We start from the raw sequence: 14,458 nt of genomic DNA, 5'->3' as shown, positions 1-14,458 counted from the left end.
GATCTTCACGGCGTTCTTGCTCTATAAATTTTCCGATGGCGGCAGCACCGGCTATGAATTTGCCCAGATCGCTGTAACCACCAAGGGAATGGGGCAAGTGTTGACCCTGCTTGCCATTGTTGTTACGGCAGGAGCCGTAGCGAAGGAACACAGCATGGGAACCATCAAATTGCTGCTTATACGTGCACAGAGCCGCACCAAAATTTTGGCATCGAAATATGTGGCCGTATTGATTTACATCTTAACACTGGTGGCTTTCATGTTTGCTGTAGCCGTGCTGACCGGCCAAATTACGTTCGGCATGGATGTCGGCTCCGTTACGCTTGGCGATGTACTCATTGGAGCAGTGAACAACCTGGTGTATACGATCGTTTATGTAACGCTAACCTTTATGGTAGGCATTCTAACGAGATCCACCGGTCCTGCAATCGGTATCGGCATGTTCATGGTCATTATGGAAAGCATGGTGGTACAGCTGCTTGCGCGTTACTCCTGGTCTAAATACCTGCTGTTCCTGAATGTGGATCTTTCCCTGTACAGCGGTGGCGCAAGCTCCCCGGTACCAGGCATGAGCTTAACGTTCTCAATTATTGTGCTCGCTGTATATCTCCTCTTGTTTCTTGCGGCAGGCTTTGTTACGTTTAAAAAACGGGATGTCGCATAAGGAGCCTGAGTTCGAGGTAGAGCGGCGGAAAGGAGCAACCCGACAGTGAGTATCGAATTTGACAATAATCTGCCGATCTATTTACAGATCATGACGTATCTGAAGAAAGAAATCATCATCGGCAAACTTTTGCCCGGTGATAAAATCCCATCGGTTCGAGAATTAGCGAGTGAGCTTCAAATAAATCCAAACACGGTGCAGCGAACTTTTCAGGAATTGGAGCGTGAGGGTATTGTGGAGACGCGGCGGGGATTGGGCCGATACGTAACAAGCGAGGAATCGAAAATCAAGGAAATCAAAAAAGAAATGGCCGGCGATCTGCTGGAACGGTTTATACGCGGCATGCAGGAGCTCGGCTTTAAAGATCAGGATATCATTACGATCGTGGAAGATGCTGTGAAGCAGCCATGATCCAAAAAGCGGAGGTGAGACCATGGTGGAAAATCTGTTACAGGTACGAAGCGTGACCAAAACGTATGCCGGTAAACGCAGAGCGCTGCATGATGTCAATCTGGATATCAGCGGAGGCAAAATCATCGGCTTGCTGGGTACCAACGGCAGCGGCAAGAGCACGCTGATGAAGATTGCGGCCGGTTTGATCCAGCCTACGGCAGGTGCCGTTTACGTGAACGGCAAACCCGTGGGGCTGGAGACCAAAGCCAGCGTGTCCTTCATGCCGGACCGGCCGATGACAGAATCTTGGATGAAGGTCTCGGATGCGGTGGCGTACTTCAAGGATTTTTATGAGGATTTTAATGTAGAGAAGGCAAACAGAATGCTGGACTTCATGAATTTAAAGACCAATGATCGCATCAGCTCCCTGTCCAAAGGGATGAATGAGCGCCTGCAGTTAACGCTCGCATTGTCCCGCGAAGCGAAGCTGTATATGCTGGATGAACCCATCGGCGGGGTGGATCCCGTAGCCCGTGGAAAAATTTTGGATGCCATCGTTGAATTCTACAACGAGGACAGCAGCATCATAGTTTCGACTCATCTTGTCCGGGACATCGAACGGATATTTGATGAAGTGATCTTCATTCGCAACGGCGAGGTTGCCATGCATGATGAAGTGGAGAACATCCGCCTAAAACACGGAAAAAGCATAGATGAGATGTTTAAAGAGGTGTATGCGGAATGATGAGACTGCTGAAATACGACTGGAAGAGAAACTCGACCACGCTGCTCGGCGCTTTTGCGATTCTTCTTATCGTGCAGATCGCGATTACGGTGACAGGTTCGATAAGAGATTGGGAGCTAGGATTGAGTTTCGGTTTAAGCATGCTGGCTTATGGCTCTGTGAGTGTTTTGCTCCTTGTGGTCACTGGCAAGAACTTCGGCTATAACATCAAGGCATATCACCGGCGTCTGCTCCCCGTCCGTTTTGTCTGGAGCGTGGTTTCCTCCCTTATTCTGGCGTGCGCGAGTTTACTGGCGCTGTGCCTACTGATGGCACTGCATTTGTGGTACTACTGGAACGTTGCCGGCATCCCATGGGAAATGATCCGTTTTTCCGATTATCCTGTTATGTATTATGTAGGTCTCGCCCTGTTGACGGCATGGAAATTCATCTTCCTGATGATTACGATATTTTTTGCCATTGCCGTGGCCAACAGCATCACGAAGAAAGGCAGCGTATGGATCGGCATTCTGGTGTTCTTTGTATTGCATAATGTCCTGTCCTGGATCAGCCAGCTGTTCTTCGGAGAAGAGGCAGCATGGGTTGGCCCGATGGCGACCATTTCCTTCGAGAATGAGGCTGATTTCACCGTATCTGCCGCGCAGTATACGTTAGCATGGGGCGCATTTGCTTTTGAGGTCATTGTGGCGGCCATGATCCTATATGCCACGGTGTATCTCGTTGATCGGAAGGTTGAGGTTTAACTTAAAGAATATGAGGATTTAATACTATAAACGGACCAAAGAAACTGCCTATCCAAGGCAGTTTCTTTGGTATGAAGCGAGAAGGAAATCCGCTAGGAACACAGAACTAGAACCTTAGCAGTATGCCGCTATCAATCCATGGACTCCAATTTATAGGCAAGAGATAGCGGATAAAATTCGAAATATGATTTAAACATTATAACGTTATATTCACGTTCAGGATGTTCTGTGCTATGCTATAACCATGGTATTAAGATAAAGCAATGCAAATCGGCAGGTACTGAAGAGGATTTAAGGCTGGTCCGGCAAGGCTGAAGGGGTGAAACGATGAAGATTTTGGAACAGCGTTTTGTTTTGCGCAACGTACAGACGGTGGATGATGAGAAGCCTTTTGACATTGTCATGGAGAACGGGTTCATTACCGAAATAACGGATGCGAATACGGCATCGGGTGACAACGGTTTTGACGGTACGGGATTATATGTGTCCAGCGGTTGGATCGATATGCACGTCCATGCGGTCGCCAAGCTGGAGCCCTACGGCGATGCCATCGACGAGATCGGCGTTCAGCAAGGCGTCGCCACCATAATCGATGCAGGAAGCTGCGGCGCGGATACGATTGGAGAATTGGCAACCGAGGTTGCCAGGGCCAAGACAAACGTGTTTGCTTTTTTGAATATTTCCCATATTGGACTTCAGCGGATCGACGAGCTTTCCAGTTTGGAATGGATCGATCCCGAGAAGGCAGCAAAAGCGGTATTGACGTATCCTGACCTGATCATCGGGCTCAAGGCAAGAATCAGCAAAAGCGTAGTGAAGGACAATGGTGTAGAGCCGCTTCGACTCGCAAGGAAACTGTCCGGGAAAACGGCCCTGCCGCTGATGGTTCATATCGGATCAGGGCCTCCTCCGATTGAGGAAGTGCTGGAGCTGCTTCAGAAGGACGACATAATCACTCATTATTTGAACGGGAAAGCCAACAATTTATTCGATTCGGGCGGAAAGCCGATTCCTGCCCTGACCGAAGCGATTGCCCGCGGCGTTCATCTGGATGTCGGCCATGGTACGGCGAGCTTCTCGTTCCTGGTGGCGGAGTATGCAAAAGCCCAAGGGATTAAGCCGGATACGATCAGCACCGATATTTATCGCGGCAATCGCATCCATGGTCCGGTGTACAGCCTGGCCAATGTCATGAGTAAGTTTCTGTATCTAGGATACGGCTTGCAGGAAGTGGTCGCTGCGGTAACGGACCATGCAGCCGCATGGCTGGGCCGTCCGGAGCTGGGCCGAATTCAAGTCGGCGACGCTACCCACCTTACCCTGTTCGCGGTGCGGCAGGGACCGATGAGTTTGACCGATTCCGAAGGGGAGACCCGAATCGCTGACCGATATATCGAAGCCAAAGGAGTGGTAGTCAATGGATCATTCATTACATGCTAAATACGGGTTGAAACGCGTGGTGAACGCCAGCGGGCGCATGAGCATTCTTGGCGTGTCGGCACCGACGGATACCGTCATGGAAGCCATGCGGATCGGTGGACAGAGTTACGTGGAAATCGCGGATCTGGTAGATAAAGCAGGCGTTTACATGGCGCGCATTCTCGGCTCCGAAGCGGCGGTTGTCGTCAATTCGGCTTCCAGCGGCATCGCTCTATCCGTGGCTGGAATCGTCACCGAGGGCAATCGCAGGCGCAGTGACCGACTGCATCAGGAGCCGATTGCGAAGAACGAGATCATTCTGTTTAAGGGGCATAATGTGCAGTATGGAGCTCCCGTCGAAACGATGGTTTATCTCGGAGGCGGCAAGGTCGTAGAGGTAGGGTACGCCAACGAAGGGCGTAAGGAGCATATCGCAGAGGCGATAAATGAACGGACCGCTGCCATTTTATACGTGAAGTCCCATCACTGCGTGCAGAAAAACATGATTTCGGTGGAAGAAGCGGCAGAAGTGGCCCAGGCACATGGAATACCGCTGATCGTGGATGCCGCTGCCGAGGAGGATATCCAGAAGTATGTGAAGTACGGAGATCTGGCTATTTACAGCGGTTCTAAGGCAATCGAAGGTCCGACCTCCGGTATAGTAGGCGGCAAGCGCCAATACGTGGAGTGGGTGAAGGCGCAGCTGCATGGCATTGGGCGGAGCATGAAGGTCGGCAAGGAAACGACGTTTGGATTGCTTCAGGCGCTGGATGAGTATATGGTGAAGGAAGATAAGAGCGAGTTGGAGAAGGCGGCACTGGAGGAAATGAAGTCCTTATCGAAATTGCCGGGCATTGAGGTTACGATCGTGCAGGACGAAGCGGGAAGAGCGATCTTCCGGGGACGCGTGAAGGTCAATGAGGAGGCGGCCGGGGTAAGCGCCAAATCCATGAACGATCAGCTGCGCGAAGGCGACATTGCGGTGTATACCCGGGATTACGGCGTACGCCAGGGGTATTTTGATATCGATCCTCGCTCGCTTTCCGGCGATGATTTGCAAGTCATTATAACGAGAATACAGCAGATTGCAGGGGGAAACTAAGATGGCAAACATGGAGAAACGTCTTTACAGAAACCGCGCGGCATTAAACGTTCTTGCAGGCAGCATTCAGAATGCGAAGGAAATATTCGAAGCTTCGGAAGGGCATGTGCTGGTCGGCGTATTGTCGAAAAATTACCCGAATGCGCAGGAAGCCGTCATCGCGATGAAGGAGTACGGGGCCGTCATCGAGGATGCGGTATCCATCGGCTTGGGCGCCGGCGATAACCGTCAAGCGGCGGTGGTCGCGGAGATCGTGAAGAGCTACCCGGGCACGCATATCAATCAGGTGTTTCCGGCGGTCGGTGCAACCCGTGCCAACCTGGGCGGCGAAGAAAGCTGGATCAACAGCCTCGTGTCCCCTTCGGGACAAGTGGGCTACGTGAACATATCTACCGGACCGGTGAGCGCTGCCGGATCGGACAAAGCCGTAGTCCCCGTAAAATCGGCAATCGCGCTTGTACGCGATATGGGCGGCAACGCACTGAAGTATTTCCCGATGCAGGGCTTGAAGCTGGAAGAGGAGTATCGTGCGGTAGCGAAGGCATGCGCGGAGGAAGGATTCGCGTTAGAGCCGACGGGTGGAATCGATAAAGAGAATTTTGAAGCCATCGTCCGTATCGCGTTCGAGGCAGGAGTACAGCAGGTCATCCCTCACGTATACTCCTCGATCATCGACTCGGCCAGCGGGGATACGATCATTAGCGACGTGCAGGAGCTGCACCTTAAGTTAAAAGCGCTGGTTGATCAATATGCCTAAGACGATCGCTGCATTTGGCGAAGTGATGATGCGACTTCAAGTACCAGGGTATGCTTCCTTGGCACAAGAGAGCCACCTGAACTATTCCTTTTCCGGGACGGGTGTCAACATCGCGTCGGCCGTGGCAAGGTTCGGACATGCCGGGTACCTCGTCAGCACGCTTCCCGACAACCCGCTTGGCGAAGCGGCGATCTCATATCTGCGCAAGCTTGGGATCGGCACTTCGCTCATTAGCCGCGGGGGCAAATATGTCGGCATGTACTTCCTGGAGAATGGGTTTGGCGTTAGACCCGGTCGTGTGACCTATACGGATCGCCTGGGCAGCAGCTTTAATACGGCGGAGGATGCCATGTACGATTTCGATGCGATTGCCGAAAAGATCGACGTGATCCATTTTTGCGGCATCACCCTTTCCATGAACGACACCGTGCGGGGCCAGATGAAGGTCTTGGCTCGCAAGGTCAAGCAAAGCGGCGGAACGGTTGTGTTCGACTGCAACTACCGTCCTTCCTTATGGGGCGCGGACCGCTACGATTTTGCCAAGCCGCACTACGAGGAAATGCTGTCTTTGGCGGATATCGTCTTCATGAACGAGAAGGATGCCATCCATATCCTTGGCATGGAAACAACTCGGGAGGATCGGCACGAACAGCTGCAGGAGTTGATTCCGAAGGTTGCGGCGAAGTATAATATTACGGTTGCGTCGGGTACCCACCGCAAGATCAACGGGGACAATACCCATTCCCTGCAAGGCTATCTTTACAAGGATGGAGCGTTTCATTTTTCCCAAACGTTGACGTTCTCCGTCCATGACCGCATCGGGGCGGGCGATGCCTATGCCAGCGGTGTGATTCATGGGATCTCGGAGGGATATGAGCCGGGCCGGACGGTTGATTTTGCCGCAGCGGCGGCGATGCTTGCCCATACCGTAACGGGAGATACGCCGACGGCAAACGAACGCGAAGTGCTTCAGGCGATGAGTCATCATATGTCTGACGTGGAGAGGTAGGAGGAAGCATGTCGATCACGCGGAAGAACGGTCCATTATACTTGCAAATCAAGAAGATCATTAAAGATCGGATTCTGCATGGGGTATATCCACTTGGTTCCCATATTCCTTCCGAGCCGCAGCTGGAACAGGAATTTAACGTCAGCAAAATGACGGTTCGCAATGCGATCCAGGAATTGTACCAGGAAGGGTATGTAGAGAAGCGGAGCGGTGTGGGAACGATCGTGACCCGGAACACGTCCTTTTCCAAGCTGTCCAAGGGGAAGCTGTTTACCGAGATTTTGGTTGAAGAGGGCCACCAGATCCGGAAGCGCCATCTGAAGACGGAATGGGTGCACAATGAACCGGATAGCGAATTGTTCCTGAAATTCGGTGAGCGGTGCCTGCTGATCGAGCGGCTGTATTTGCTGGACGGGAGCCCGTTTATCTACTACACCCATTACGTATCGTCCCTAGTGGACATGGGGGAGGAGTTCGATTCAAGCGAACTGCCGTCCTTGTATGAACGTATCGAGGAGAGTCAAATCACGCTGGAGAATTTCCGGGACCGTTTCCTGGCGACCGTGGCTAATGAGGAGATTGCCTCACTGCTGGGCGTAAGTGCCGGGACCCCGTTACTGAAGCGGTTGAGATCCTCCTACGACCAGACGGGCAGCATCATTGAATACAGCATCGGGTATTACAATACGGAGTTACAGCATTATTTGATCAGTTATGATGCTTAAGATACAGAAAACGACAGGAAGAAGTGGCCAAGAGACCGGTTTTAATCCGGAACGTTGGCTGCTTCTTTTTTTATTCCTTCGGTTGAATTGTTCTTCGGAAAAGGGCTATAAGCGATCGAAGAAGTGGGTACAATAAGAATACAGGCATAGCGCGAACATTTGAGAAGTACCCTCTTGGCAAAATGAAAAAATGTGCTATAATGAGATCAAAGTCAAAGAAAGTCAAAGTCAACGAGAGGGTTCGCTGATTTTGATTATGGTTAATCAACGTATAAGCAAGGCTCTGTGCGGACGTGTAAGATCACTATCCGTCTTAACGTTTCAAACAGTGGAGGATGAACAGACCATGCGTAATATCTCTGATATTATCGAACAATACCTGAAGAGCATTTTGCAGGAAAGTCCGGAAGGAACCGTCGAAATTCAAAGGAACGATTTGGCGGAGCAATTTTCTTGCGTTCCTTCCCAGATCAATTACGTGATCAGCACTCGGTTCACGCTGGAGAAGGGCTTTCTTGTCGAGAGCAAGCGCGGCGGGGGCGGATACATACGCATTCAGCGTATCGAGCTTCCCCAGCATATTGCACTCCAGCAGCACCTTCATCATACCATCGGCAGCATGATTGACCAGACGGTAGCGGAAGGCTTGATCTACCAGCTGGAGGAATCCCGGTTTTTGACGAAGCGGGAGGCCAGCCTGATGCGGGCTGCCGTTTCAAGGGAATGCCTGAATGTGAAGCTTCCTTATCGGGATGAGCTGCGCGCAAGGATTATGAAGGCGATGCTGATTTCTTTATTAGGTAAGTGAGTCTGTGTAAGGAGGCATCGGAGTATGTTATGCCAAGAATGCGGTAAACGGCCGGCGACACTTCATTTCACCAAAATTGTGAACGGGGAGAAAACGGAGTTTCACTTTTGTGAAACTTGTGCCCGCGAAAAAGGGGAATTGATCCCCGGTACGTCGAATGGTTTTTCTATACACAGTTTGCTGTCAGGCCTGCTGGATCTGGATCCTTCAGGCAAGGGCCAGACCCCCGGTGCGAAAACGGCCCAGACGCTGCAATGCGAGGAATGCGGCATGACGTATTCCCAGTTCAGCAAGCTTGGCCGGTTCGGCTGCAGCTCGTGTTATAAATATTTCTCGGATCGATTGGATCCGTTGTTCAAGCGAGTCCATGGGGGAACTTCCCATGTGGGCAAAGTGCCGAAGCGTACCGGCGGCCGGATTCAGATCAAACGCCGGATCGATGAGCTTAAGAAGGAGCTTCAAATGAGGATCCTGCAGGAGGAATTTGAAGCGGCTGCCGAGATCCGGGACCAAATCCGCGAGCTGGAGCGTAACATTGCTCAGGGATAAGATCGTTACATTTTGCACTTTAGTAGGAGGAATGCGTGATGTCTAATCTCCGGTTTACCGATTCGGCGCTGAGCGAGTGGATGCGCGGGAACGGTCAGGATTCCGACATTGTCATCAGCACCCGCGTGAGGGTGGCGCGCAACCTGCAGCATCTTCCTTTCCCGCTGCTCGCAACGGATCAGCAGTCGGGAGAAGTGCTAGAGCGCCTGACCCATGTGTTAAAGGATAAGGAGGATTTGCAGGATTTCGGGCATTTGCATGTAATTAAATTAAGTGAGATTGATGAGCTGGATAAGAAGGTTCTCGTCGAGAAGCATCTGATCAGTCCCAATCTGGCTAATGAATCCCGGAACGGTGCCGTCATCCTTACCGAAGATGAATCCGTCAGCATTATGATCAATGAAGAGGATCACCTGCGCATACAGTGTCTGTATCCCGGATTTCAGGTTCGGGAGGCATGGAGCCGCGCGACGGCGCTGGATGATATTTTCGAATCCGAGATCGATTATGCTTTTGATGACAAAAGGGGTTACCTAACGAGCTGTCCGACCAATGTCGGCACCGGCCTTCGCGCTTCGGTCATGATGCATCTGCCCGCGCTCGTCATGACGCAGCAGATCAATCGGATACTCTCGGCCGTATCGCAGGTAGGCTTGACCGTTAGAGGAATTTACGGCGAGGGCAGCGAAGCTTTAGGCAACCTGTTTCAAATCTCGAATCAGATTACGCTCGGGCAAACCGAGTCGGAGATCATCGAGAATCTTCACAGCGTGGCCCTGCAGATCATCGAGCACGAGAAGAATGCCAGGGCGCGGCTCCTCAGTGAATCCAAGCTCCGTATCACGGACCGGGTCATGCGTTCATACGGCATCCTGTCCTATGCAGCGGTTATGGATTCCAAGGAAGCGGCTCAGCGCTTGTCCGATGTTCGGCTAGGCGTGGATCTCGGCCTGCTGGAAGGGCCGGAAATTCCGGTCATGAACGAGCTGAATGTGAAGACGCAGCCGGGATTTCTCCAGAAGACCTATGGAGAGGGCATGAATCCTTCCGAACGCGATATGTACAGGGCTAAGCTCATTCGCGAGACATTGGGCAACCGTTAAGAAGTCGTTAGTTATTATTTCTCGGTTTACAGTTGGATGACGGTATAAACGTCTTAGCCGGCGATACACCGAAATCCGCGAGGTTCAATATATTAATTGAAACGTGGAGGTGCAATACTATGATGTTTGGCAGATTTACGGAACGCGCACAAAAGGTGCTTGCATTGGCTCAGGAAGAAGCGGTACGACTGGGTCACAACAATATCGGCACAGAACATATCCTGCTTGGACTTATTCGTGAGGGAGACGGCATTGCAGCCAAAGCGCTGATCGGACTTGGACTTGGTCTTGAGAAAATCCAGGACGAAGTGGAGACATTAATCGGACGCGGACAGGAGCAGCCAACCAACATTGCTTACACGCCTAGAGCGAAAAAAGTGATTGAGCTCTCCATGGACGAAGCCCGTAAGCTTGGCCATACGTATGTGGGAACCGAGCATATTCTGCTGGGGTTGATTCGCGAGGGCGAAGGGGTTGCGGCACGCGTGCTGAACAACCTGGGCATCAGCCTGAACAAAGCCCGTCAACAGGTGCTGCAGCTGCTGGGCAGCAGCGAAGCGGTATCTAGCCATCATGGTACGCCGCAGAACGTGAGCACGCCTACATTGGACAGTCTCGCTCGGGATCTGACCGCCATTGCCAAGGAAGGCAATCTGGATCCGGTCATTGGCCGCAGCAAAGAAATCGAGCGCGTGATTCAGGTGCTTAGCCGCCGGACCAAGAACAACCCGGTACTGATCGGTGAACCGGGAGTCGGTAAGACGGCGATCGCGGAAGGCTTGGCACAGCGCATCATTAACAATGAAATTCCGGAGACGCTGCGCGACAAACGCGTGATGACGCTGGATATGGGCTCAGTCGTAGCAGGTACGAAATACCGCGGGGAGTTTGAGGACCGCCTGAAAAAAATCATGGATGAGATTCGTCAAGCCGGCAACATCATTCTGTTCATCGATGAGCTGCATACCTTGATCGGCGCAGGCGGAGCAGAAGGAGCCATCGACGCTTCCAACATCCTTAAGCCTTCATTGGCGCGCGGAGAGCTTCAGTGCATCGGGGCTACCACGCTGGACGAATACCGCAAATACATTGAAAAAGACGCTGCACTTGAGCGCCGCTTCCAACCGATCACGGTGGATCAACCGTCGCCGGAGGAAGCCATTCAGATCCTGTACGGTCTGCGTGACCGTTACGAAGCGCATCACCGCGTGAAAATTACCGACGAAGCGATTGAACAGGCCGTGAAATTGTCCGACCGCTACATTACGGACCGTTTCCTGCCGGATAAAGCGATTGACCTGATTGACGAGGCCGGTTCGAAAGTTCGTCTTCATACGTATACCATACCGCCAAATCTGAAAGATCAGGAAGCGCATCTGGAGGACATCCGCAAGGAGAAAGACGCAGCCGTCCAAAGCCAGGAATTCGAGAAAGCGGCAGCGCTGCGCGATACGGAGCAGAAGCTTCGCGAGGAGCTCGAAGTCACGAAGAACCAATGGAAAGAAAAACAAGGACGTACCGATTCCGAGGTAACGCCGGAGGACATCGCCGACGTTGTCGCCAACTGGACCGGTATTCCCGTCAATAAACTGAAGGAAGAAGAGACCGAGCGTCTTCTGAATCTGGAAGAAATCCTTCACAGCCGCGTAATCGGCCAAGAGGAAGCCGTCAAAGCCGTAAGCCGTGCGGTTCGCCGGGCACGCGCAGGACTGAAGGATCCGAAGCGCCCAATGGGCTCCTTCATCTTCCTGGGTCCTACCGGGGTAGGTAAAACCGAGCTGGCACGAGCTCTTGCCGAGGCCATGTTCGGAGATGAGAATGCGGTCGTGCGAATCGACATGTCCGAGTACATGGAGAAGCATTCCACGTCGCGTCTCGTCGGAGCGCCTCCGGGATATGTCGGCTACGAGGAAGGCGGTCAGCTGACCGAGAAAGTGCGCCGCAAGCCGTATTCCGTTGTCCTCCTCGATGAAATCGAGAAGGCGCACCCTGAAGTATTCAATATCCTGCTTCAAGTGCTGGAAGACGGACGCCTGACCGATTCGAAGGGCCGCGTGGTGGATTTCCGGAATACCCTGATCATCCTGACTTCCAACGTCGGAGCGGAAGCGATCAAGAAGAACTCCACGCTTGGATTTACCGCCGTGACGGATGCAGGCCGCGATTATAACAACATGAAAGGCAAAGTGATGGATGAGCTCAAGAAGAGCTTCCGTCCGGAGTTCTTGAACCGGATCGACGAGATCATCGTGTTCCACTCTCTGGAAGAGAAACACATTGCCGAAATCGTGACGCTGATGTCCGACGAGCTGCGTAAACGCCTGAAAGAATTCGAGGTGCATTTCGAACTCACGGACAAGGCGAAGGCCTTCATAGCGAAGGAAGGATACGATCCGGCCTTCGGTGCCCGTCCGCTGCGCCGGGCTATCCAGAAGCACATCGAGGATCGCCTTTCCGAGGAGCTGCTGAAAGGCAATGTGGCCAAGGGCGACTCGCTTGTCATCGATGAAGCGAACGGCGAACTGGTTGTGAACAAGAGTGAAGGTGTAACGGCCGCATCGGCCGAAACAGAATAAAATGTACGCACCCCGCCGGAGTTAATCCGGCGGGGTTTTTTGTTGTTAATATTAGGGAAGATGAAGGTTTTGTATGGGGCAGAAACTTGGATACTTAGAAGTTATGAGGATAAATGGCGAATAAGAAAAAAGACCCCTTAGTATCAACCGAGCGGAGAGGACGGAATCGTTCTGAAGAAGCGATAGCGGTCGCCTTTAAAACCGGGAAACCACTTTTGATATCAATTCCAGTTTCCTGGGTTTAACAGCGATCGTAAGAACGATCCGGCAGCGAAGCGTACACGGTTTTCAGTTTAAATTCTCCAGCAATTAAAGCCTTGTTTCCCACTCGTTGCTTCAAATTTGAAACAAATCCATTTCATCCCGCGTAAAGTTTCCAATTAACCTTTACGTTGAATTATAAGAAATGGTAAACTTTGAGTAATGCCTGATTTTGCAGGGTTTTACGGAATCCGACAAATGATGCGCGACATAAAGGAGACTCACATGGCAAAAACTAAGACGAAATTTTTCTGTACCGAATGCGGCTATGAAGCGCCCAAATGGTTCGGAAAATGTCCGGGCTGCCAATCATGGAATTCCATGGTAGAGGAGACCGAGACGGTAATCAAGACCCAGGGGATGAATTCCCCTCTTTTTCATAGTAAAGAAAAACCCCTTTCCATCATAAATATAGAAAGCGGTAAAGAACCCAGAATCCAGACGGGCATTGCGGAATTGAACCGGGTGCTCGGGGGCGGGCTGGTCCCGGGCTCGCTCGTGCTAGTCGGCGGCGATCCCGGCATCGGGAAATCCACGCTCCTGCTTCAAGCCTCCAACCGACTGGCCCAGAACGGCATTCGCGTTCTGTACATTTCCGGTGAGGAATCCGTGCGCCAGACCAAACTGCGCGCTGACCGGCTCGGGGCGCTGTCCCCGGAGCTTTTTGTCCTCTGCGAAACCAATCTGGAATCGATCGAGGAAGCCATTGAGAACGTACAGCCTGGCTTCGTTGTCATCGACTCCATTCAGACGGTGTACTTGCCTGAGGTAACCAGCGCGCCGGGCAGCGTATCCCAGGTTCGGGAATGCACGGCCCGCTTTATGCGGCTGGCGAAGGTGAAAGGCATCGCGACCGTCCTTGTCGGACATGTGACAAAAGAAGGCGCCATTGCAGGTCCAAGGATGCTGGAGCACATGGTGGATTGTGTGCTTTATTTTGAAGGAGAGCGTCATCATACTTACCGCTTGCTTCGCGCGGTGAAGAATCGTTTCGGTTCGACGAATGAGATTGGCATTTTTGAGATGGGTGAGGATGGGCTTCGGGAAGTCGGGAATCCATCGGAGCTCTTTTTATCCGAACGGCCTTTGGGCGTAGCGGGTTCGACCGTAGTTGCAAGCATGGAGGGTACGCGCCCGGTTCTTGTAGAGCTGCAGGCGCTCATCTCCACGACGCACTTCCCGTCACCGCGCCGGATGGGCACAGGGGTGGACCATCACCGCATGAACCTGATCATTGCCGTGCTGGAGAAACGGATGGGGATGTACCTGCAAACCCAAGACGCCTACCTGAACGTAGCGGGCGGCGTGAAGCTCGATGAACCTGCGGTGGATCTGGCCATTGCGGTCAGCATCGCATCCAGCTTCCGCGACATACCGACCAAGCCGTACGACGTTATTTTTGGCGAGGTGGGGCTGACCGGCGAGGTTCGCGCCGTTTCAAGAGCGGAGCAGAGGGTAAGAGAAGCCGAGAAGCTGGGTTTTAAGCGGGTTCTCATGCCGGAGAAGAGTTTGAAGGGATGGAAGCATCCGAAAGGAATACAAATTATCGGAGTCAACACCGTTGCAGATGCATTAGCGGTTGCGTTAGATTAGGGGGCATACGA

14 protein-coding genes (1 of these 14 cut by a window edge) are annotated in these 14,458 nt (G+C 52.3%); all 14 read left to right on the top strand.

The features are described from left to right. Positions 1-664: the 3' portion of an ABC transporter permease gene (locus P0X86_RS29895; RefSeq protein ID WP_192570471.1), read on the top strand. The gene continues 95 nt to the left of window position 1, outside the view; 664 of the gene's 759 nt are visible here — the last part of the coding sequence; its start codon lies off the left edge, out of view; its stop codon occupies positions 662-664. A gap of 45 nt (positions 665-709) precedes the next feature. Beyond that, positions 710-1,075, top strand: a complete 366-nt coding sequence (locus tag P0X86_RS29890; protein ID WP_277747147.1) for a GntR family transcriptional regulator — start codon at positions 710-712, stop codon at positions 1,073-1,075. 22 nt (positions 1,076-1,097) lie between these two features. Next, entirely contained in the window at positions 1,098-1,802 is a 705-nt protein-coding gene (locus P0X86_RS29885) for an ABC transporter ATP-binding protein (protein ID WP_096777187.1), read from the top strand. Beyond that, positions 1,799-2,545, top strand: coding sequence for a hypothetical protein (locus P0X86_RS29880; RefSeq protein ID WP_277747146.1), 747 nt, complete (start codon positions 1,799-1,801; stop codon positions 2,543-2,545). Before P0X86_RS29885 ends, P0X86_RS29880 begins: the two co-directional genes overlap by 4 nt. Before the next feature lie 336 nt (positions 2,546-2,881). After that, positions 2,882-3,985 (top strand): amidohydrolase/deacetylase family metallohydrolase, encoded by a 1,104-nt coding sequence (locus P0X86_RS29875; protein WP_277749100.1) that lies wholly within the window; start codon positions 2,882-2,884, stop codon positions 3,983-3,985. Then, a complete protein-coding gene (locus P0X86_RS29870; protein ID WP_277747145.1) occupies positions 3,963-5,066 on the top strand; it encodes a DgaE family pyridoxal phosphate-dependent ammonia lyase in 1,104 nt (367 codons plus the stop codon). Before P0X86_RS29875 ends, P0X86_RS29870 begins: the two co-directional genes overlap by 23 nt. Position 5,067: 1 nt before the next feature. Next, on the top strand, positions 5,068-5,823 hold the full coding sequence (gene dagF / locus P0X86_RS29865; protein WP_096777183.1) for a 2-dehydro-3-deoxy-phosphogluconate aldolase: 756 nt from the start codon (positions 5,068-5,070) through the stop codon (positions 5,821-5,823). Further along, the gene (locus P0X86_RS29860) at positions 5,816-6,832 is read left to right on the top strand and encodes a sugar kinase (protein ID WP_277747144.1); all 1,017 of its coding nucleotides are present in this window, start codon (positions 5,816-5,818) and stop codon (positions 6,830-6,832) included. The genes dagF and P0X86_RS29860 overlap by 8 nt, the downstream gene beginning before the upstream one ends. Before the next feature lie 8 nt (positions 6,833-6,840). Continuing rightward, positions 6,841-7,557 carry a GntR family transcriptional regulator gene (locus P0X86_RS29855; RefSeq protein WP_015737639.1) on the top strand — a complete coding sequence of 239 codons (717 nt, stop codon included), beginning with the start codon at positions 6,841-6,843 and terminating at the stop codon, positions 7,555-7,557. 346 nt (positions 7,558-7,903) lie between these two features. Continuing rightward, positions 7,904-8,365 (top strand): CtsR family transcriptional regulator, encoded by a 462-nt coding sequence (locus P0X86_RS29850; protein WP_277747143.1) that lies wholly within the window; start codon positions 7,904-7,906, stop codon positions 8,363-8,365. Positions 8,366-8,389: 24 nt separating this feature from the next. Further along, positions 8,390-8,914, top strand: coding sequence for a protein-arginine kinase activator protein McsA (gene mcsA / locus P0X86_RS29845; RefSeq protein ID WP_009594667.1), 525 nt, complete (start codon positions 8,390-8,392; stop codon positions 8,912-8,914). 38 nt (positions 8,915-8,952) lie between these two features. Next, the gene (gene mcsB / locus P0X86_RS29840) at positions 8,953-10,017 is read left to right on the top strand and encodes a protein-arginine kinase McsB (RefSeq protein ID WP_009594672.1); all 1,065 of its coding nucleotides are present in this window, start codon (positions 8,953-8,955) and stop codon (positions 10,015-10,017) included. A gap of 119 nt (positions 10,018-10,136) precedes the next feature. Next, a complete protein-coding gene (gene clpC / locus P0X86_RS29835) occupies positions 10,137-12,593 on the top strand; it encodes an ATP-dependent protease ATP-binding subunit ClpC (RefSeq protein WP_096777181.1) in 2,457 nt (818 codons plus the stop codon). Positions 12,594-13,079: 486 nt separating this feature from the next. Next, on the top strand, positions 13,080-14,447 hold the full coding sequence (radA, locus tag P0X86_RS29830; protein WP_009594669.1) for a DNA repair protein RadA: 1,368 nt from the start codon (positions 13,080-13,082) through the stop codon (positions 14,445-14,447). The last annotated feature ends 11 nt before the right edge of the window (positions 14,448-14,458 follow it).

This window comes from Paenibacillus sp. BR1-192 (assembly GCF_029542445.1).
Lineage (GTDB): Bacteria > Bacillota > Bacilli > Paenibacillales > Paenibacillaceae > Paenibacillus_AQ > Paenibacillus_AQ lautus_A.
Note: the sequence above shows the minus strand (reverse complement) of the source record. Positions and strands in the feature narration are given on the sequence as shown.

What these genes read in the sequence shown, in the direction of transcription:
- P0X86_RS29885 (WP_096777187.1), top strand. Translation starts at nt 1,098, where the DNA reads ATGGTGGAAAATCTGTTACAGGTACGAAGCGTGACCAAAACGTATGCC.
- P0X86_RS29880 (WP_277747146.1), top strand. Translation starts at nt 1,799, where the DNA reads ATGATGAGACTGCTGAAATACGACTGGAAGAGAAACTCGACCACGCTG.
- P0X86_RS29870 (WP_277747145.1), top strand. Translation starts at nt 3,963, where the DNA reads ATGGATCATTCATTACATGCTAAATACGGGTTGAAACGCGTGGTGAAC.
- dagF (WP_096777183.1), top strand. Translation starts at nt 5,068, where the DNA reads ATGGCAAACATGGAGAAACGTCTTTACAGAAACCGCGCGGCATTAAAC.
- P0X86_RS29860 (WP_277747144.1), top strand. Translation starts at nt 5,816, where the DNA reads ATGCCTAAGACGATCGCTGCATTTGGCGAAGTGATGATGCGACTTCAA.
- P0X86_RS29855 (WP_015737639.1), top strand. Translation starts at nt 6,841, where the DNA reads ATGTCGATCACGCGGAAGAACGGTCCATTATACTTGCAAATCAAGAAG.
- P0X86_RS29850 (WP_277747143.1), top strand. Translation starts at nt 7,904, where the DNA reads ATGCGTAATATCTCTGATATTATCGAACAATACCTGAAGAGCATTTTG.
- mcsA (WP_009594667.1), top strand. Translation starts at nt 8,390, where the DNA reads ATGTTATGCCAAGAATGCGGTAAACGGCCGGCGACACTTCATTTCACC.
- mcsB (WP_009594672.1), top strand. Translation starts at nt 8,953, where the DNA reads ATGTCTAATCTCCGGTTTACCGATTCGGCGCTGAGCGAGTGGATGCGC.
- clpC (WP_096777181.1), top strand. Translation starts at nt 10,137, where the DNA reads ATGATGTTTGGCAGATTTACGGAACGCGCACAAAAGGTGCTTGCATTG.
- radA (WP_009594669.1), top strand. Translation starts at nt 13,080, where the DNA reads ATGGCAAAAACTAAGACGAAATTTTTCTGTACCGAATGCGGCTATGAA.